This is a genomic window from Alteromonas sp. (genome assembly GCF_984505615.1).
In genome coordinates, this window is sequence record NZ_CFHOXV010000001.1 from 251,510 (window position 1) to 270,245 (window position 18,736).

Consider the following 18,736-nt stretch of genomic DNA (forward strand, 5'->3'; position numbering starts at 1 on the left):
CAACCTCTTGTCACTCCACCGTGCGCTTGAGCGGATCCCACCAGAATATTTTTAGCCACGCTGTGCACAGGGCTATCACTGACAGGCTGACAACAAAGGGTTCCCAGGCTTTAATGACCATAAAGATTGGTGCTGCGGTTAATGCTGTATGCCAGACAACACCCACCACCACATTAGCGGCATCTTTTTTAAACTGGTTGTTCGCAGTTATTGCGACGCCATCTTCCTGCAGTGCCCGCACGACCGGCTGCCACCAGCCCCAGGGACGGGTTTTCTGATAGAACGCCTTCAGCACTCCTATATCATCCGGTCGGGTGAGCAGGCTGACGCCAATGCACACCAGCAAGCAGAAACCGAATAAAAACGGGAACGCATACAACGGCTGGATATCGGTGAACATAAGAAAGACCGACAGAATAATTCCCGCCGTCATGCCGCAAAAGAAAGCCATGCCATTGAAACGCCACCAGTACCACTTCAGTACATTCGCTGCCGTATAACCACCGTATAACGCAGACACCAGCCACATCACCATGCTGTTCAGTGACGGTACAAACAACCCGAGTAACGAACCGCAGACGATGAAAAGAACAGACACCAGATAGCTGAGTTTCAACGCCTTTCTTTCCGGTATATCAGGATTGATGTAGCGTTTATAAATATCGTTGACCACGTAGGCCGGTGCGGCGTTTGATGTGGCAGCAAAGGTAGACATGAAAGTTGCCAGCAGCCCTGCAATAATGAGCCCCAGCAGACCGGACGGAATAAAATTGGCCAGGGTCAGCGGTAATATTTGCTCGAAATCTGCAGCGCTGTCCATTTGATTTAAAGCCGGCGTGAGATAAACCAGCGCCAGTACGGTGAGCCCGGTGACCATCATGTAGCGGGGAAATAACAGTACAATACTGACAAAACCGCTCATCTTAGCCGCCTCTGACGGTGTGCGCGCAGCAAGAATACGCTGCATATCAAAGTTAGGCGCCGGCCCGGCCAGACTTTGCAAAATGCCTTTGAAAAGCCCCAGCATAATGAAAAGCGAAAACAGTGAATAACCGTCACCGGCAATCCGTTCATTAGCCTCAGGCAACAACGTTTGCCAGTCCAAATCCAGTTGCCAGCCAAACGACAGTGATGTCCATCCCTCAGGCACCACCGCAGCCAGCATATCCGGAGAAACCTGCATCATTGCAATCACACCGATGGCAATGCAGGCCGCTGTCATGACTAAAAACTGTAACACCTCGGTGTAGACCACACTCACCATGCCACCGCGCACAACATAAAGCGCGGTAAACCCGGTGATCAAAGCGCCGTAAAGCACTTCGTTAAGCCTGACATCTGCACTTAACTGCCAGGGCAGGAAGGCCGCAGCGAATTTGCCGATACCGGTGAATCCGTAAGCGAGAAGCCCCAGCACACTGATCAACGCAAATACAACAACAATGATATGGCTCAGCGTGGCACCCCGCCCTTCGCCAAACCGGAACCGTATCCATTCTGCGCCCGTCATCACACCCGATCTGCGCAGCCAGATGGAAAGGAAAATCATAAGAAAAATTTGGTTAAAACTGGGCCAGAGCCATGGAATGAATACGCTTTTCAAACCATAGATAAAAAGCAGGTACACCATCCACATGGTGCCACTGATATCGAACATGCCTGAGGCATTGGACAGCCCGAGGAACGGCCAGGGGATTTTATTCTGGCCGAGAAAATAATCTGTTGTGTTTTTTTTGTTAAATCTGGCTATTCCCATTCCAAGCAGAATGACAACACAGAGATAGCCAGCAATGACGAGAACGTCAAAAGACGACAACTTCATAGCATGTTCCATTAAGGCCGGTGAGGCTCAGTCACCATTTTACCTTTTTGAAACCGGTTGTCGTCAATAAACAATGTATTAACGAATGTAACCCGTCAAACGGTGTGACGCTACTGCCCTGCCGTTACAGATGTAGCGGGCCAGTTGTCCGTTCTGAAAGGTACTGCGGGTAAGCCTTCCCCGTTCACCAGATTCACGACCGGATAATCAGCCCAGGCATAACGCACGGCAACAGGTTTCTTCACATTCGCATTAGTTAATATAATCGTCTCACCGTCCAGTTCCGCGTCAGCAAGAAAGAACCGCTTATCTTCACCGGCGATAATAAAGCCTGCAGGTGCGTTACCTTCTGTTGTTGTCAGGCCCTCAGCATTGCTGAAACGTAACGTCACTTTATCGCCTTCAATATCCATACCTGAAAAGTCCGGCCCTGACGTTACGATATCCTGATGGCCGTAAGCCTGCCGGGCCGCCTGACGCCATAACCTCTCGCCCACAGGCCGCTTGTTTTTAGGATGAATGTCGTCCGGATTACCCACATCAATAGACACAGCCATGCCGGTATCCGGCAGAGATAAGGTTTCCTTTTGTGCATCCCGCAGGTAAGCCCATGCACTGTCAGGCTGTAAAGCCTGTGGTTTCAAAAATGCTGAAAGCTGCACAAACAGGAATGGCAATGTGTCGTCATCCGCCTTTTTACGCCATGTCCTGATCAGTGTTTTAAATAAGTCTGCGTAGTATTCCTGACGATCGACATTGCTTTCGCCCTGATACCAGATAACGCCTTTTACCCGGTAAGGTAGCAAGGGGTTTATCATCGCGTTATACAAAAACCCGGGAGTGAAGGTGTAGTTTTCTACCTCAGGAACAGGTGGCTCAATGGTGTTAGTGCCCCGCCATTGTCCGGATATATCAACTTTCTCAGTGCCAACTTCCCGCCAGATTTGTGCCGGCCGGCCCACATAGGCTTTGTTATCCCAGTCGTTCGTCACCCGGATAGCGAACACGTTTTTCCCCTGCCGCAGCCACTTTTCAGGCAGGTGATGCAGCGAATCACCATTGCGCCAGTCTTCTTTCGCAATCACGTGACCGTTAATAAACACAAAAGCGTTCTGAACAATGTCACCCACATTAATCGTGACAGGCTTCGACAGTTCATCGTCTGTCAGCGTGAAGGTATGCCGCAACCAGGTAAATTCAGTAAACGGTGTACTGTTCGGCAGAGTGACTTCAGGCCATTGACTGTCATCGAAATCAAGCTCAGCCGCACCGGTAGCCAGTGCTAAGGCTTCGCTGTCAATACGACGCCACTTTTCGGTATTTCGCGTGTCGTTGTCGCGCAGCGTTTTTGCCCAGTCAGGGTTGCGTTTTACTGCTTCAGCCTGTTCCCGGTAGCCGGGCACAGTTTCAACCGTCGCCAAATCAATCCAGGCTTCTGCCGGCGTGCCGCCCCAGTTACTCTCAATAATGCCCACCATTACATCTTCTTCTGATGAGACTTTTTCAGCAAAAAACCAGGCCACGGCAGAGGATGCACCGGCGGTGCCGGCATTGGCGACCTGCCACTTGCTCTCAGGCAATGTGGTCTGCACTTCCGGCGACAGGGTATTTGGCACATCATAAAGGCGAATGCGTGCATTACCGGCTTCAGCCAGTGCTTTTTCATTACCTGTAACGTGGTCTTTTAAATCCCATTCCATGTTGGATTGCCCGGCGGCAATCCACACATCGCCGTACCACACATCATCGAATGTCAGGGTGTTATCACCCTTTACAGTAAGGGTATAGGGGCCGCCTTTAGATTGTGCCGGTAACGAAAGGGTCCAGTTCCCTGAAGCTGTTACCGTTGTGGTTTGTTCCACGTTATTTATCACAACACGGACAGTTTCGCCGGGCGCGCCTGTGCCCCACACATTGACCGGTTTGTTTCGCTGTAACACCATGTGATCAGTAAATAACGTCGCTATTTCTGCTGCGGATGCGTGCACTGATATGACAAGGGATAGTGTCATGCACAAAAGGCTTTTTTTCATTTTAATTTCCTGAGGTTAACCGGCGTGCACGCAGCAAGAAGAGTGCTATTTAACAGCCCGCGTGCTTTCCCGGATAATGATTTCAAACGGTAAAATGTATTCAGTAAGTTTCGGCTGTTCACCTTCAATTATGCGGAACAGCAATTCGGCAGCTTCTTCCCCCATCCTCACAGCAGGTTGCCTGATGGTGGTCAACGGAGGATCGCAGTAATTGGCCATATCCAGATCGTCAAATCCGGTGACAGAAATGTCATCCGGCACTTTCAGACCTTTCTCTTTCAAGCCTTTAAGTGCTCCGATTGCCATTTCATCGTTGGCACAGAAAAGCGCCGTAGGCCGCTCGTCCATATTGACGAAATGCTTCACTGCATTAAATCCGGACCAGAACGAAAAGTCGCCTTCAACCACCAGCTCTTCATCAAAGGCAATGCCGGCATTCTCCAGCGCCTGTTTGTAACCATCCTGCCTGGCCATGGAGTGAAGGTTGTCTTTCAGGCCGGAAATCATACCGATGCGGCGGTGGCCCTGACTGACCAGATACGTCACCATTTTGGCAGCGGCTTCTTCATTGTCGATGCGAACAGAATAGTAAGGAGTACCGGCACAGCCGGCCGCATTCACGGCTTTTACATCTTTAATAGGCAAAACAGCTTTGTCATTGTGAGGAGTCAGCTGAATTAATCCGTCCGCCTGACGGGTTTCCACCAGTTGAATAAATTCCTGCTCCCGGCTGGCACTGTCACGGGTATCACCGAGCAACACATTAAAACCATGTTTTGCAGCCGTATCTTCAACGCCACTGATTAACTGGGCGAAGAACAGGTTAGCAATGTTAGGTACCAGCACCACAATGGTGTTCGTGCGCTGTAAGCGAAATTTTTGAGAGGTGAGATTTGGCCGGTACTGCAATTTCTCTATCGCCTGATTCACACGGCGGAGACTTTGCTTTGAGACCATTTCAGGGTTACTGATAGCTCTTGAAACGGTGGCTATTGATAAGCCTGACTCTCTGGAAACATCACGGATAGTGGCCATAGTCGATACTTTCTACGCTGGAATGGTAAGGGAATTCAACAAACTCCCTTCACGCTTTTTTACTAATTCATGCAGTGTAAAACATCGGGGGTACTAATCGTACCCCCGCTTCACGACTTTCTGCTTAAGCTCAGAACTTCGCTCTTACGCCCACGATGTAGCGGGTTTCATAGTAGTTCTGGAAGGCGTACTGATCTTCCCATTGCAGGTAATAATCCTCGTACTCGCCAGTGATGTTCGAGCCCTGCGCATAGACAGAGAAGTTCTCATCAATGTCGTAGCTGGCAGAAATGTCCACATAAGATGTCGGCGCCTGATAAAGGTTCAGTGCTCCCCAACCACCCTGACCGGCTAAGCGTTCGCTACGGTAGTTGTAAGCAATACGTGCTTCAAAACGGTCGCCCTGATACCAGCCGATAACGTTAAACTGACGCTCAGAGTTGTCGTTAAACATATTCTCTTCGCCGTAAATGTCAGTACCGGAACCTTCACTGGGTGAATAAGTGAAGTTAGTATCCATACCGAAGCTGGCTAACAGAGACTCACCTTCGATGAAGTCACTGAACGCGATTTTCGCACCGATTTCAAAACCTTCCAGCGTACCACCGTCACCCTGAACCAGCGTAGTGATTGGTACGCTGCGACGCACGATACCGTCCGCATCCGGCATTTCCATGTCTACCGTCTGGTTCACAGTGAAGCTGTCAATTTCAACACGGAATAGTGCAGCAGATACCATACTGGCCTGACCGGGATACCATTCTAACGACACGTCGTAGTTAGTCGAGCGCCATGGATCAAGCTGCGGATTACCCGCGAGGCTACCGCCGGTCACAATGAACTGGCCTTGTGTCGGGCTGCCCTCTACTGAATCTAACGCATTACTTAACGTTAAACCTTCACCGTACTGATTCAGGTTAAGCGGCGTCATGTTTTCTGAATAGGCAAAACGTGCAATTACGTTGTCCGTGATGCTGTAAGACAGGTTCAGAGTTGGTAACACATCGGTATAGTCACGGCTTGAAACCACATCGCCGGTATCAATAGCAGTACCACTGTAAGGCAGGTTGTCACCGGCAATGTTCTGCTTCACGGTAAGGTCAGTTTCGATAACACGAATACCCACGTTACCAGTCAGTAAACCGTCCATACCTTCGAAGTTTGCCTGCAGGAAGTAGCTTAACTCAGCTACATCAGCGCTGAAGCTGGAACCGGGAACGATTTGTTTTACCGACTCACCGAAAACGCGGTTATGGAAGGCTTCAGGATCATCGTAATCTGCAGGATCAACCGCCCAGATTGCAGGAATACCGGAGACAGGGCCGAAGTCTGTGACCTGTACCACGTTGTTGTACTGATCAAGAGGAATGCTTTCCAGAGCGGCATAGGGCATGAATTCGCCGTTTACCATCTCGCCGTCTGAACACGCTGGCGCATCAGCATTCAGCAGTACGTCTGTCGCTTTCCACTGTGCCATACAGCCGGCCGTCTGTACCGGTGAAAACAGGTGATAGCGCTCGTAGTCTGCGCTGCGTTTACCATAGCGGATACCGCCTTCGATGCTGGTCACGTAACCGCTGTCGAACAGATATTTGCCTTTCATGCTAAAGGCGTTGATGTCGCCTTCTGAGTTTTCATTGTTCTCCGAGCTGAACGCGCCGATGTTGTAGCTGGACAAGTTGCCCATGTAATCAGCAATAGTCGCGCCGTCGCCCAGGCCGCCGGCCAGTGAACGGTCAAAGCCGCTCCACACAGGGTGCTCACCGGTAGTGTCATAAGTCAGATGCGGATTTTCGCTGTAGCCCATAGCATTGATAGCTTGCAGACAGCCGCCGTCATCGCCCACAACCACATCATCAGGTCCGCACTTGTCAGACGGAACCAGGTTAGTTGTACGACCCAGCGTGGTTGACCCGTTGGTCATATCGCCTTCGTTATAACCGTGACGGTGTTCCTGAGAGGCACGTCCGATAATTGCACGGAACTGACCACTGAACGCGCCGCCGTTATCGTAATCTAATTGCAGGTTAATGTTGGTAGAACTGTTGTTGTACACATCATTCTGAGTGAATGACTTCAGACGTGACGGGTACAGTTCAGCCGTTTGCCAGGAATACATTTCTCCGCCGTCAATCATTGCACCGGTGGCACGTTCCTGGGTTGGCGTAAACCAGCCGCGGGGGCCCCACTTGTTGGTTGCACTTAAACCGACTTTACGGTTGTATTCTTCCTGCTCGGTGTAGAACACATCTGCGGTGAAAACAAAACCTTCACCCAAATCAACCTGCATGGATGTGTTCAGGCCCAGACGCTCACGTTCAGTGCCCTGATTCCAGGCAGAAAAACCTTGTGAACCTAAGATAACGCGGCCATCACGGCCGTCCACGCCAACTTCCGCAGCACTGGTGCGGTCGGTCCAGCCGGCATCGCCCGGGTTGCCGGTATTGATACCATTATACGAGTTAGCCAGATTCACATTGGCGTAGGTACCGGAGATCATGAAACCCACATCGCCGTTCTGCCAGTTATACAATGCAGATAAATTAGGATCGTTCTTTTTAGTTTCATCGCCACGTTGCATTTCTGCTGCACCGCTGAAGGTAGAGCCTTCTTCAAAATCAAACGGACGATAAGTTTTTAAGTTAACAGTACCGGTGATACCGGCATTGCCCAGATTGGCTGTGGCATTTTTAAATACATCAGCACCACGGAACAGAGGTGACGGGATATCGCTGAAGTTAGGTTGAGTGGATACAACAGAGTTTGCGCCAAGATACTGTTCACCGTTCAGCTGAGTGACTACCTGAGGTAATCCCCGGATATTGAGTGAACCACCCTCACCCGCAGTACGGCGAATTTGCACACCGGAAATACGCTGCAAAGAGTCTGAAATTGTTACATCCGGCAGTTTACCGATATCGGTTGCAGCAATAGAGTCTACAACAGTGGCTGCCGTTCGTTTGTTGAAAATGGAAGCTTCCTGAGAGCCCCGGATACCGCTGACGTTAATCACTTCGATATCACTGTCGTCAGGTACTTCTGTCTCTTGTGCGTAGGCTGTTACAGGTTGGATGGCCGCTAGTACGCACAATGCCAACACCGAACGTTTTACGCCATGTTTTCCGGCAAATGTCTCTTTCATCTCTGGTCCCTAATTGCGAAAAAATTTTCTTAAAAAGGGTGCAATTTCGTGTCCTCCCGATACCACACCCGTAATGTAACCGTTTTCAGGCAGAGGCAATCTATTACATTAAAACTTACTTTTCAATAACAGCAATTTTACAGCGAAACCTAAATTGCAGGCAGTATATCCAAGGAATTAACATAATTTAAAAAGCTATATATTTCTTAAACTTAACCAGAATAACCCTTTACTAAAAGGCGGGTTCCCATGCTTTCAAAAGATAGATTAGGCCTGAAACACCTCGCGATGAATGGTTTTATTTTTCAGACGAAACCACGGAACACAATTCAATTTAAGAAACCGTTATCAGCAACAAAAACCACGCCGAACACTTATAAAAATCTATTATTCAATAAGTTAAAAGTAAATCTAACAACAATACACAGAAATTATTGAAACCGGTTACATAAATACGCTAAGGTACACCGCAAATTGTTAAATCAATTTACACAGCATCACAAAAATAAAACGTTCCGGACACCAGTTGGATTTTCAAGACCCATGATGAATCGAAGACAACTTCTTAAAACACTTACCGCTTTAGGGGGCATAGGCGCAACATCCCTGTTAAGCGGTAATGCCATCGCTGCCGCTCAACACTTCAGAGGCGATGCCACTGCGGCTTCACCGGCATTATTGAGCGTCAATGCATTAGAAACACTGCGCCGGATTTGCGCGCTGACTATTCCTCAAACCAGCACACCCGGTGCTGCTGAAGTCATGTGTCACCACTTTATCGATCATCAGTTAAGCGTGGTGTACGGCGAAGAGGAACAGCAGTCAGCTATCGCACTGCTTGCCAGCATTGATAAGAACGCCACATCTTTTGGCGCTAAACAGTTTTCCCTCTTGAACGAAGCGTCCCAATTGCGCTTGTTAACTGCCCTGGAGAAAGCAGAAGCCCCCTTTTCTGCCGATCAAAAGGGCACGTTCAAGTTCCTTAAAAGCCTGATCGTGTTTGGTTATTACACATCTCAGCCGGGCGCGACAAAAGAACTGACCTACCTGCCTGTACCCGGGGGTTTTAAAGGCTCAGTGCCTCTCGCCTCTGTGGGCAGCGCTTACAGCTCTAAAGCTTATTACTAGCCGGAAGTACGGAAATGAACAAAGAAATGTATATAGATGAATCTTCAGAAGTTTATGATGCCATCGTAATTGGTTCAGGCGTGACCGGAGGCTGGGCTGCGAAGGAGCTGACCGAAAAAGGCATGAAAACGCTTATGATAGAGCGTGGCCGTGTTGTTGAGCACCGTAAAGACTATATCTCAGAAGCCGTACCGCCCTGGGAATATGCCAACCGTACCAAGGTGGCAAAAGAACTTACTGATGAGCAATACAAAATTCAAAAGCAGTGTTACGCCTTCCATGACGGGACAAAACACTTCTTTGGTAATGATAAAGATTACCCTTACAGTACAGAAGAAGGGACTGATTTCAGCTGGATCAGAGCGAATCAGCTGGGGGGTAAATCGTTACTCTGGCACCGTCAGTCATACCGTATGAGTGCCTTCGACTTTGAAGCGAATAAGAAAGACGGCCACGGCAATGACTGGCCCATCCGCTACAAGGATTTAGCGCCCTGGTATGAGTATGTAGAAAGGTTCGTGGGGATCAGCGGGGCTGCGGCCAACCTGCCACAATTGCCGGACAGCGTATTTTTACCGCCGTTTGAAATGACAAAGCCAGAGCTGGATTTCACCGCAAAAATGGCGGAAGCGGAGCCGGATAAACCGGTCATCATCAGCCGCTGCGCCCATTTAACAAAGCCGCAGAAAATCCATTTGGAAATGGGCCGTGCACAGTGCATGGCAAGAAACGAATGTCAGAAAGGCTGCTCGCTGGGTGCTTACTTTTCAACACAAAGCGCTACCCTGCCCGCTGCAGCCAGAACAGGTAATCTGTACATTGCGCCAAACAGCGTGGTGGAAAGCCTAATCTATGATGAGAAAACCAATCGCGTGAAGGGTGTACGTGTTATCGACAACGATACCCTGAAACAGCGGGAATATTACGCCAAAGTGGTGTTCTTATGTGCTTCCACTCTGGGGACCACTCAGATCATGCTGAACAGCACATCGAAACAATTCCCCAACGGTATTGCTAACAGCTCCGGCGTACTTGGCCATTATCTGATGGACCACAATTACAATGCACTGGTGACCGCCAGCATTGACGGCTATGAGGAAGAATATTATTCCGGCCGAAGACCGGCATCGCTGTATATTCCTAACTTCCATTATGAACCCGGCCGCTACCATAAAGACTTCAAACGGGGTTATGCGTTAGCTGGCAGTGCATCACGGGCTGACTGGCAATCGATGGGCAGTATGGATGGCTTTGGGAAGTCCTTTAAGTCACTGTTACACAATCCCGGCGGCTGGGGAATTGGCCTGCAGGCGCAGGGAGAAATGCTTCCCCGTCACGATAATCAGGTGGCGCTGCACAGTACCAAAAAAGACAAATGGGGTATTCCTCAGTTAAATATCAACTGCAAGTGGTCAGATAACGAAAACGCCATGATGCAAAGTGCACTGGAAGTGGCCTCTTCGATGATGGAAAAAGCAAGCTTCAATAATATTGAACAGCGTATTCTGGGTCAGCCGCCGGGTCTGGCTATTCACGAAGTGGGAACAGCCAGAATGGGCCGGGATCCGAAAGATTCCATTTTAAACGGCTATAACCAGGCTCATGACGTACCGAATTTATTTGTGACAGACGGTGCCAGTTTCTGTTCTACTGGCGTGGGAAATCCCTCGTTAACCTTTATGGCAATTACTGCCAGAGCAGTTGATTACGCAGTAAAAGAATTCAAATCAGGACGACTATGATGACTAAAACAATGAAGCGACTCTCTCCTGTCGCACTGGCTATTGGCCTTGGCGCAACGGCATTGCTGGGTGGTTGCAGTGAACAACCCGCTCAGAACACGCAAACTGCATCTGAACCGGCTGCACAGGTTCCAGCCCCGGAGACAGAACAAACTTTTGTTGCTCCGCAAATCAGCGTGCAACTGTGGTCGGTGAAAGACGCATTGCAAGACGACTTCAAAGGGACGTTAGAAAAGCTTGCAGCTCTCGGCTTTGACGGTGTTGAATTCGCCGGCGACTTCGGTCCCTACGCAGACGATCCTGCCGGTTTGAAAGCGTATCTGTCTTCCATTGGTTTAACGGCCAGTGGCGCACACGTACAAACTCCGCAGTTAAAAGATGACCTGGAAGACACCGTTGAGTTTTATCAGGCGCTGGGTATTGATGCTCTGATCATTCCCTGGGATGACCGCGCATTTAACGGTGATGACGTTAAAGCATTCGCTGCGGAACTTACTGATTTATCTGAAGCGCTGGCACCTTATGGCATGCAGGTTGGTTTTCATAACCATGCTCAGGAATGGGCAGATTACGGCGATACCAGCTATTTTGACTATATTGCCAGTCATACGCCTGAGTCAGTCATTTTGCAGCAGGATGTGGGCTGGACCGTACACGCTGACAAAGATCCTATTGCATTCGTTCGTCGCTATCCCGGCAGAACATTAACCACTCACTTTAAATCTGATGTGCCGGAAGACAGTGACTTGCTGCCCATTATCGGCAAAGACGATATAAGCTGGTCTGCGATTTACCGTGCGACAGTTTTAGATGGTGGTGCTGAATGGATTGTCATTGAGCAGGAAGTCTATCCTGACGGACTTTCACCTATGGACGCTGTAGCCGCCTCTAAAGCCGGCTTCGACGCCATCATTGCAGAGTAATTAAACGCTGATGCTGTATTCTCTGCACCTGTGCATTGCTGTGCAGGTGCAGAGAGCCAGCATGATTTATTACTTAGTATCCATAATCAGGCCGGAACCGACGCGATGGCTTCCCTGACGGGGGTTTCGCCTTCAGTCAGCTCAATAATTTTACGGCTGATCCCCTCGTTTTCGATAATAGCCAGCAGCGTTTCAGCCACATCGTCTCTTGAAATATCACCATATTTAATGGCGAGCCCGGCATTTACCTTTCCGGTTCCCTCCTCAAGCGTAAGCGTGCCCGGACGAAGGATGACCCAGTCCAGTTTACTTTGCGCCAGATAAACATCTGCCAGGCGTTTTACCCGCATGTAGTTTTCAAAGGTTTCTGAAATATGTTTGCCCCGGCCGGCATCCGGGAATGCCGACACAAGAATGAAACGCTTCACACCGGCAGCCTGCGCGGCATCTACCGATTTTTCCAGTCCCTCACCGTCAACGGCATTCGTTAACTCCACACTGGCACCACCGGCACCAGCGGAGAACACCACGGTATCAGCGCCTTCCATTGCTGTGGCTAAGCTGTCGACGCTGGCATCTGTGATACTGAGAAGACAGGGTTTCCCTCCCAGCCCGGTCAGACTGTCGCTTTGTTCCGGCTTCCGGTGCATGGCCGTGACCTGATGGTCGTTGTCACTTAACCGCTTCACTAAACGCGAACCCACTTTACCTGCTGCACCGACAATAAATACGTTTGCCATATTTTACTCCTCTTTCAGATTGTCGCCCGGCGTAATGTCGCTCAGGCTTGCCCGTTTGGAAGAAGGGCAAAAAAATCATAAGTACAAGATTGGTACTCAGCGGAGTGAAGCAAGATCAACCGGTGCGGTGCAACGTAGATTTTCCGCGGCCCGTCGATATTCTGAATCAGGTTGGCGGGGATCAAGTACAAACTGGTACATACGTTATTTTGATCCTTTACCCGGAGCGGTTTATGCGTCGCACGCTGTTGATATGCTTGTTTTTGTGCATCCATTCATTGTCATATGCGGCTGAGTTGCCGTCTTATGACAAACGTCTTTCAACACTCTCCTACCCTTTTCCCGTGAACATTTTTTCTTTTGAGTCACAGGGGCAGAAATTAGAAATGGCTTACATGTATTTGCCACCAGATAAAGAAATGCCAGTGATTACATTGCTTCACGGCAAGAATTTCAACGGCGCATATTGGCAGCGAACCGCTGAATTCCTCCATCAGCAAGGCTACGGTGTGTTGATACCCGACCAGGTCGGGTTCGGCAAATCGTCCAAACCCGTTAACTATCAATACAGCTTTGCGGCACTGGCTGCCAACACCCGGGCGCTGATGAGCGCATTGGAAATAGACCACAGTATTATCACCGGCCATTCCATGGGCGGTATGCTTGCCTCCCGTTTTGCGTTGCTCTATCCGGATGAGACCAGTCAACTGGTGCTGATAAACCCTATCGGACTGGAAAACTATCTGCTGTATGAGCGTTACACAGATACCGGCAAGGTGATGGAAAACGAATTGAATAAAACGCCGGATATGATTGTCAGCTATCAGAAGAAACATTATTACGACGGAAAATGGAATGATGAATTCGCCAGTCACGCTGCATTTCTGCAAGGCTGGATCAACGGCCCGGACTGGCCGCAACTGGCGCAGGTAAGTGCACTCACTTACGATATGATTTTCACCCAGCCGGTGATTGAAGAGTTTGACCATTTCAGTATGCCGATTTCCATAATACTGGGTACACGGGACAGAACCGCGCCCGGCGCAGCCAATATTCGCCCCGGCGTTGAGCGGCAACTTGGCCGGTATGACAAACTTGGTGACGAGGTAAAAGCCCGCAATGGCAACATTAATGTCATCAGGTTGTCCGGGCTGGGTCATCTTCCGCACATTGAGGATTTTGACCGCTTCACCACCGCTTTTTCGGCCGCTCTTCATCAGAAACCGTCACCTTAAACAGGGGCTGAAATCGCCTTACAGCTATGCTTCACAAACCCTTACCAGCAAAGGCCTGAAACCGGTTTTTGTTGGTAAAATTGCCCCGTATACAACTGACGTCTTATTCCGTTCCCGTTAATTCGATGTAAAGTCATTGCTGTATTTTTTAGCAGCGGGCTTTCTTGTTCAATTGCTGCTTCCCCTCTTCTTTTTACCATCGCATTGGAATCTTTTTTGAAAAGCGATTTATCGGAGTGATCATGTTTTCTGAATCCAGAATTTTGTGTCCGCAATTAAAAAATAAAGTGATGAGTGCTGAACAGGCTGCTGCATTCATCAATGACGGTGACACAGTAGGTATGAGCGGTTTTACCGGCGCCGGTTACCCCAAAGCCCTGCCGGGTGCCCTGGCTAAACGTGCAGAAGCACAACGTCAGGCGGGCAATCATTTCCAAATCAATTTGTGGACCGGTGCCTCAACTGCGCCTGAGCTTGATGGTGCGCTGGCAGCCGTGGACGGAATTAACATGCGCCTGCCTTTCCAGTCCGACCCTGTTTGCCGCAAGCAAATCAATAATGGTCAGATGCATTACATCGATATTCACTTATCTGAAGTTTCCCAGTACGCCTGGTCAGGCTTTCTGGGCAAACTGGACATTGCGGTTATTGAAGTGACGGCTATTCATGAGGATGGCCGGTTAGTGCCTTCATCTTCAATTGGCAACAACAAAACCTGGATTGAACAGGCTGACAAGATCATTCTGGAAGTGAACAGCGGACAAAGCCTTAAACTGGAAGGCATGCATGATATTTATTACGGCACCGCCCTACCGCCAAACCGTAAGCCTATCATGTTAACTAAAGCCGATGACCGTATCGGCGATGCGTATTTTACTATTCCCCCGGAGAAGATCCTTGCCATAGTAGAAACCTCTGCCCCTGACAGGAACAGTCCATTTACGCCGCCGGACGCCTGCTCAAGACAGATTGCTGACCATATTCTCGATTTTTTCCGCTTTGAAATTCAGAAAGGCCGCTTGCCCAAAGAACTGCTGCCATTGCAATCAGGCGTGGGCAACATTCCCAATGCCGTGCTGGAAGGCCTGGATACAGGCGGCTATAAAAACCTGACAGCCTACACGGAAGTGATTCAGGACGGTATGCTTAAAATGCTGAAGTCCGGTACGTTATCAGTAGCCTCGGCCACAGCATTTTCACTCAGCCCCACAGCGCTGGACGAGCTGAATAAAAACATGGATTTCTACCGCGAGAAAATCATTCTCCGCCAGCAGGATATCAGTAATCACCCTGAGATCGCCCGCCGTCTGGGCGTCATTGCCATGAACGGCTTACTGGAAGCAGATATCTACGGGAATGTGAATTCCACTCATGTGATGGGCACCAGAATGATGAATGGTATTGGTGGCTCAGGCGACTTCGCCCGTAACGGTTACTTGTCTATTTTTGTCACCCCGTCCACCGCTAAAAACGGCGCAATATCCTCTATCGTGCCTATGGTGTCTCATGTGGATCACACCGAACACGATGTAAAAGTCATTGTTACCGAGCAGGGTCTGGCTGATTTACGGGGCCTGTCACCCCGTCAGCGTGCAAAAGTCATCATCGATAAATGTGCCCATCCGGACTATCGCGACAGACTGCACGACTATTTCGAAAGAGCCTGTGCCAGCGCCCGCGGTATGCATACCCCTCATATTCTCGGCGAAGCCCTGAGCTGGCATGAGAACTACGAACAGTTTGGTAAAATGTAGGTATACCTGAGTATAAAATGATCTACCCGTACGGCGCGTTTTTCAAACTTTAGTCTATTTCCTGAACGGTCTTTACCTGCCATTATTTCTTTAACAAATGTGTTCAGAGTTTAAATAATTTAAAGAATAAAGGGACAGGACATGCGCGCCGGAGGGTTTACACTAATAGAACTGGTTATCGTATTAACACTTATCGGGGTGTTAAGCGCTGTTGCTGCTCCGAGGTTTATCGATTACCAGAGCGATGTGGTGCTGGCGAGTACACGATCACTGGCCGGAACATTACGTTCTGCCAGTGATATGGTTTACGCAAAAGCGCTTATAGAACATAAAGAACATCTCTCCCGCTCCACAGTAACGGTTCAGGGCCAGACGATTGATATTCACTACGGTTATCCCACCGGAACCGAAGCCGGCATTCACCGGGCAGTCTCCATTGATACGGGAGACTGGAATATCCGTGCCAGCGTGTCTACCAATGCCATTATTTACTGGCATGGCACGTTCACGGGCGACGCCTGGGGAACCCAGTGCTTTATCCGGTTCAAAGAATCAGCATCTAAGGGCGCAGCACCTGTGATTGACCTGATCACCGGCGGATGTTGAGCCGGTCACACCGGCTTTTTATTTTTTCTGTGAAAACAACCAGGGTAACAGTTCGGGTTCTGCCAGAGCCGGATCCCAGCTGTTATGATTCACCCCCGGGTAGGTGGTGAATTTGACCGGATTGCCCTGTGCCTTCAGCCCTTCCACCATGCGAATGTTATATTCGGGGATCACCACCTGATCCACATCGCCATGGAATGCCCAGACAGGAAGATCAGAACGGATATTACCGGCAAGTTCAGCATTTGCACCGCCACAAATAATCACTGCGGCAGCGAAGGTGTCAGGCTTTCTGGCTAACAGCTCATAGCTGCCCATGCCTCCCATAGACAATCCCATCAAATACATGCGGGATGTATCCACGAAAGGCTGCTCTGACAACCAGTCAGTTATTGCCATGACGCCTTTAAGCGCGTCGGTGGCCGGCACGTCATTTTCGCCGGTATACGGATAGTCAAAACTGAAGGGTAACTGACTGCGGTCAGCGATGGCCGCGGCCCAGTAATCTTCTGCAGGCGCCTGAGGGAAAATAACGATGGCGGGAAAGTCGCTGCGGTGCTCTGCAAACAATTTACCGCCGTTGTTCAACTGTGCCTGATTGTCGGTGCCACGCTCACCGGCACCATGCAGAAAAAGCACTACCGGATAGGTTTTCTGCGGATCAAATTGTTCCGGCAACATCATCTGATAAGGTGTTTTTGTGCTTTCGCTATTAAACACATTGGGTTCATAATACTGTCGCCAGACTTCCCCGGCGGCGGACTCCTGTGTACTCACATTCTCTGCAGCAGGCGTCTGTGGCGCCTGAACAACAGGCCTATTGTGAGTGGTACACCCCGCCAGCAGAACACTCAATGCCACAGCACTGATTGAAAACTTAGCCAATCTTTCCATCATCTTTTACCCTGTTAGTGTCCAATGGACTGAATGTTCGACTGTACTTTATGGTCGATAGTGAATCCCAGCTTTTTCAGTCCCCGCTGAACATCTTTATCCTTCATAAAGGTGTTCCACAACAGAGCTGTACGGTAGTTCTCTATCATGCCGACAATGGGTCCCTGGTCGATAGCCAGATAGGTGTTTCTTACCTGAGTTTCCGGATTATCAGACACACTTAAATTAATACCGTCGAAAAAGCCCATCCGGCCAAACATGTGGCGGCCATGGTTACGGTAAAGGTTTTTCAGTACTTTCATCGACTCAGCCGGTGTATACGGCATAGAGGATAAGGCGGCCGTTGGCGCAATAGTGCCGTGATCCCGTTCAGCGCCCGGTGCGTGTGCCGTATAACCCACCGGCACCATATCACCGGCTGTCAGTCCCCAGAGATCTTCACCATAGCCCTGCCAGCCAAAGGGATTATCAATACAATACGCACGGTTTATCAGCGTATGTCGTTTGTTTTGCTCCCAGTAATTCGTGTAGCGATCCCGCAAGCCTCTCGGATCCAGCCCGATAAAGCTGTAATGAGCAAAGAACAAAGGACCGCCCATGTTCACTTTATTACCCAGCGGTAAGGTCATGCCATAATAGGTTGAGTAGTTTCTGAATTCTTTGACTTCCCAGCCACCCCAGCCTTCGTGGTAAGGTTCAGCGGAAATAGGGTTGGTCGGGGATGACGCAGCAAGAATGTAGACAATCAGCGCCTCATTGTAGCCTTTGATAGGGTGGTTCATTTTCCAGCCGTAATTTTTCGACCAGTGCCAGTACAGAATATCTTTGCCCTGTGTATACCATTCCCAGTCCATGTCTTCCCACAATGCAGTAATGCGGTTGCGTAAACGCTGCTCTTCTTTATCTTCGCCGTTGAAATACTGACGGGCAGTCAGCAGACCCTGCATCATAAATGCGGATTCAACAATATCGCCGCCATCATCGTATTTACTGAAGTTAAAAGCATTCAAATCATCTGCGGTATACCAGTGTGCCCACATGCCCTTGAAGCGCTCGAACTGTTCCAGATGGTCTGTCATTTTGTTCAGTCTCGCCACAGCTGCCTTGCGGGTTACCCAACCCCGTTCCGCAGCAGTGATGATTGCGGCAATACCAAACCCTGTACCGCCGGTTGTCACGATGTCACCGTCCTGGTCCATGAAGGGAATGCGTTCCCGCGCCATGCCACTGGAAGGTTCAGCATGGTCCCAGAAATAGCGGAAGGTATAACGCTGCACCATATCCAGCAGCTCATCATCGGTAAAATCGCGGGTGTTGGCCTCTCCTGACGCCAGTTCTGTTTCTGTATCGCCGTTTACTTCCATAAGCCGGTATTGCAAGGTCAGATTAGTGCCCAGATCACGGACAAAATCCATGGCAAATGCACTGTTCGTTTCCAGTCGCGTGTGCCAGTTCTTGCCATCCTGCGTTACCTGAACTCGATAGCGGGTACCTTCTTCATGCAATGATTCCCAGTTCAGTTCTACGTGACTGTCGTAACCGGTTATCTGCCATCCGGCAGCGAATACGGGCAGATTAAATAAAGTGATAATGGCGAAGATTGCGCCGGAAAAGCGTTTACTGTTCATGCTGTCTGGCCTCTGATTAAGGTCATGTTTTTTATTGATAAAGCCGGGGCAGTC

At 49.6% G+C, this 18,736-nt stretch carries 13 protein-coding genes; 6 read left to right on the forward strand and 7 right to left on the reverse strand.

Going from position 1 to position 18,736, the window contains the following annotated elements; translation table 11 throughout:
- Positions 1 to 10 precede the first annotated feature (10 nt).
- The 4 genes from AC4PME_RS01060 to AC4PME_RS01075 form a co-directional block, all read right to left on the reverse strand.
- Complete coding sequence (locus AC4PME_RS01060; protein ID WP_119503464.1) at positions 11 to 1,822, reverse strand: sodium:solute symporter family protein; 1,812 nt, start codon at positions 1,820 to 1,822, stop codon at positions 11 to 13.
- A gap of 110 nt (positions 1,823 to 1,932) precedes the next feature.
- The gene (locus tag AC4PME_RS01065) at positions 1,933 to 3,855 is read right to left on the reverse strand and encodes a sialate O-acetylesterase (protein ID WP_491044490.1); all 1,923 of its coding nucleotides are present in this window, start codon (positions 3,853 to 3,855) and stop codon (positions 1,933 to 1,935) included.
- A gap of 45 nt (positions 3,856 to 3,900) precedes the next feature.
- Positions 3,901 to 4,890 carry a LacI family DNA-binding transcriptional regulator gene (locus tag AC4PME_RS01070; protein WP_119502396.1) on the reverse strand — a complete coding sequence of 330 codons (990 nt, stop codon included), beginning with the start codon at positions 4,888 to 4,890 and terminating at the stop codon, positions 3,901 to 3,903.
- 130 nt (positions 4,891 to 5,020) lie between these two features.
- Positions 5,021 to 8,032, reverse strand: coding sequence for a TonB-dependent receptor (locus AC4PME_RS01075; RefSeq protein WP_491044489.1), 3,012 nt, complete (start codon positions 8,030 to 8,032; stop codon positions 5,021 to 5,023).
- Positions 8,033 to 8,575: 543 nt separating this feature from the next.
- On the opposite strand from AC4PME_RS01075, the gene AC4PME_RS01080 reads away from it, so the two are divergent.
- From AC4PME_RS01080 to AC4PME_RS01090, 3 genes are read left to right on the forward strand one after another with little or no spacing between them, the layout of a single operon-like run.
- Positions 8,576 to 9,160 (forward strand): gluconate 2-dehydrogenase subunit 3 family protein, encoded by a 585-nt coding sequence (locus tag AC4PME_RS01080; RefSeq protein ID WP_491044488.1) that lies wholly within the window; start codon positions 8,576 to 8,578, stop codon positions 9,158 to 9,160.
- A gap of 14 nt (positions 9,161 to 9,174) precedes the next feature.
- Positions 9,175 to 10,902 (forward strand): GMC oxidoreductase, encoded by a 1,728-nt coding sequence (locus tag AC4PME_RS01085; protein WP_491044487.1) that lies wholly within the window; start codon positions 9,175 to 9,177, stop codon positions 10,900 to 10,902.
- On the forward strand, positions 10,899 to 11,825 hold the full coding sequence (locus tag AC4PME_RS01090) for a sugar phosphate isomerase/epimerase family protein (protein WP_491044486.1): 927 nt from the start codon (positions 10,899 to 10,901) through the stop codon (positions 11,823 to 11,825). The genes AC4PME_RS01085 and AC4PME_RS01090 overlap by 4 nt, the downstream gene beginning before the upstream one ends.
- A gap of 86 nt (positions 11,826 to 11,911) precedes the next feature.
- Here the strand turns inward: AC4PME_RS01090 and AC4PME_RS01095 are convergent, their stop codons facing one another.
- A complete protein-coding gene (locus tag AC4PME_RS01095) occupies positions 11,912 to 12,565 on the reverse strand; it encodes an SDR family oxidoreductase (protein ID WP_303572710.1) in 654 nt (217 codons plus the stop codon).
- Positions 12,566 to 12,798: 233 nt separating this feature from the next.
- Here AC4PME_RS01095 and AC4PME_RS01100 point away from each other — a divergent pair, with 233 nt between their 5' ends.
- The 3 genes from AC4PME_RS01100 to AC4PME_RS01110 all read left to right on the forward strand — a co-directional run bounded on the left by AC4PME_RS01100 (position 12,799) and on the right by AC4PME_RS01110 (position 16,160).
- A complete protein-coding gene (locus tag AC4PME_RS01100) occupies positions 12,799 to 13,800 on the forward strand; it encodes an alpha/beta fold hydrolase (RefSeq protein WP_491044485.1) in 1,002 nt (333 codons plus the stop codon).
- A 242-nt stretch (positions 13,801 to 14,042) separates the two neighbouring features.
- Positions 14,043 to 15,554: a succinyl-CoA:acetate CoA-transferase ScpC gene (scpC, locus tag AC4PME_RS01105; RefSeq protein ID WP_491044484.1), complete on the forward strand. Its 1,512-nt coding sequence runs from the start codon at positions 14,043 to 14,045 to the stop codon at positions 15,552 to 15,554.
- A 141-nt stretch (positions 15,555 to 15,695) separates the two neighbouring features.
- On the forward strand, positions 15,696 to 16,160 hold the full coding sequence (locus tag AC4PME_RS01110) for a type II secretion system protein (RefSeq protein WP_491044483.1): 465 nt from the start codon (positions 15,696 to 15,698) through the stop codon (positions 16,158 to 16,160).
- A gap of 18 nt (positions 16,161 to 16,178) precedes the next feature.
- On the opposite strand, the gene AC4PME_RS01115 is transcribed toward AC4PME_RS01110, so the two are convergent.
- Entirely contained in the window at positions 16,179 to 17,057 is an 879-nt protein-coding gene (locus AC4PME_RS01115; RefSeq protein ID WP_491044482.1) for a carboxylesterase family protein, read from the reverse strand.
- Positions 17,058 to 17,068: 11 nt separating this feature from the next.
- Positions 17,069 to 18,682 (reverse strand): glucoamylase family protein, encoded by a 1,614-nt coding sequence (locus AC4PME_RS01120; RefSeq protein WP_491044481.1) that lies wholly within the window; start codon positions 18,680 to 18,682, stop codon positions 17,069 to 17,071.
- Positions 18,683 to 18,736 lie beyond the last annotated feature (54 nt).

Excerpts from the sequence above, each read along its gene's own strand:
- AC4PME_RS01115 (WP_491044482.1), bottom strand. The coding sequence starts at position 17,057 with ATGATGGAAAGATTGGCTAAGTTTTCAATCAGTGCTGTGGCATTGAGT.
- AC4PME_RS01095 (WP_303572710.1), bottom strand. The coding sequence starts at position 12,565 with ATGGCAAACGTATTTATTGTCGGTGCAGCAGGTAAAGTGGGTTCGCGT.
- AC4PME_RS01065 (WP_491044490.1), bottom strand. The coding sequence starts at position 3,855 with ATGAAAAAAAGCCTTTTGTGCATGACACTATCCCTTGTCATATCAGTG.
- scpC (WP_491044484.1), top strand. The coding sequence starts at position 14,043 with ATGTTTTCTGAATCCAGAATTTTGTGTCCGCAATTAAAAAATAAAGTG.
- AC4PME_RS01110 (WP_491044483.1), top strand. The coding sequence starts at position 15,696 with ATGCGCGCCGGAGGGTTTACACTAATAGAACTGGTTATCGTATTAACA.
- AC4PME_RS01120 (WP_491044481.1), bottom strand. The coding sequence starts at position 18,682 with ATGAACAGTAAACGCTTTTCCGGCGCAATCTTCGCCATTATCACTTTA.
- AC4PME_RS01090 (WP_491044486.1), top strand. The coding sequence starts at position 10,899 with ATGATGACTAAAACAATGAAGCGACTCTCTCCTGTCGCACTGGCTATT.
- AC4PME_RS01070 (WP_119502396.1), bottom strand. The coding sequence starts at position 4,890 with ATGGCCACTATCCGTGATGTTTCCAGAGAGTCAGGCTTATCAATAGCC.
- AC4PME_RS01085 (WP_491044487.1), top strand. The coding sequence starts at position 9,175 with ATGAACAAAGAAATGTATATAGATGAATCTTCAGAAGTTTATGATGCC.
- AC4PME_RS01080 (WP_491044488.1), top strand. The coding sequence starts at position 8,576 with ATGATGAATCGAAGACAACTTCTTAAAACACTTACCGCTTTAGGGGGC.
- AC4PME_RS01100 (WP_491044485.1), top strand. The coding sequence starts at position 12,799 with ATGCGTCGCACGCTGTTGATATGCTTGTTTTTGTGCATCCATTCATTG.
- AC4PME_RS01075 (WP_491044489.1), bottom strand. The coding sequence starts at position 8,032 with ATGAAAGAGACATTTGCCGGAAAACATGGCGTAAAACGTTCGGTGTTG.
- AC4PME_RS01060 (WP_119503464.1), bottom strand. The coding sequence starts at position 1,822 with ATGAAGTTGTCGTCTTTTGACGTTCTCGTCATTGCTGGCTATCTCTGT.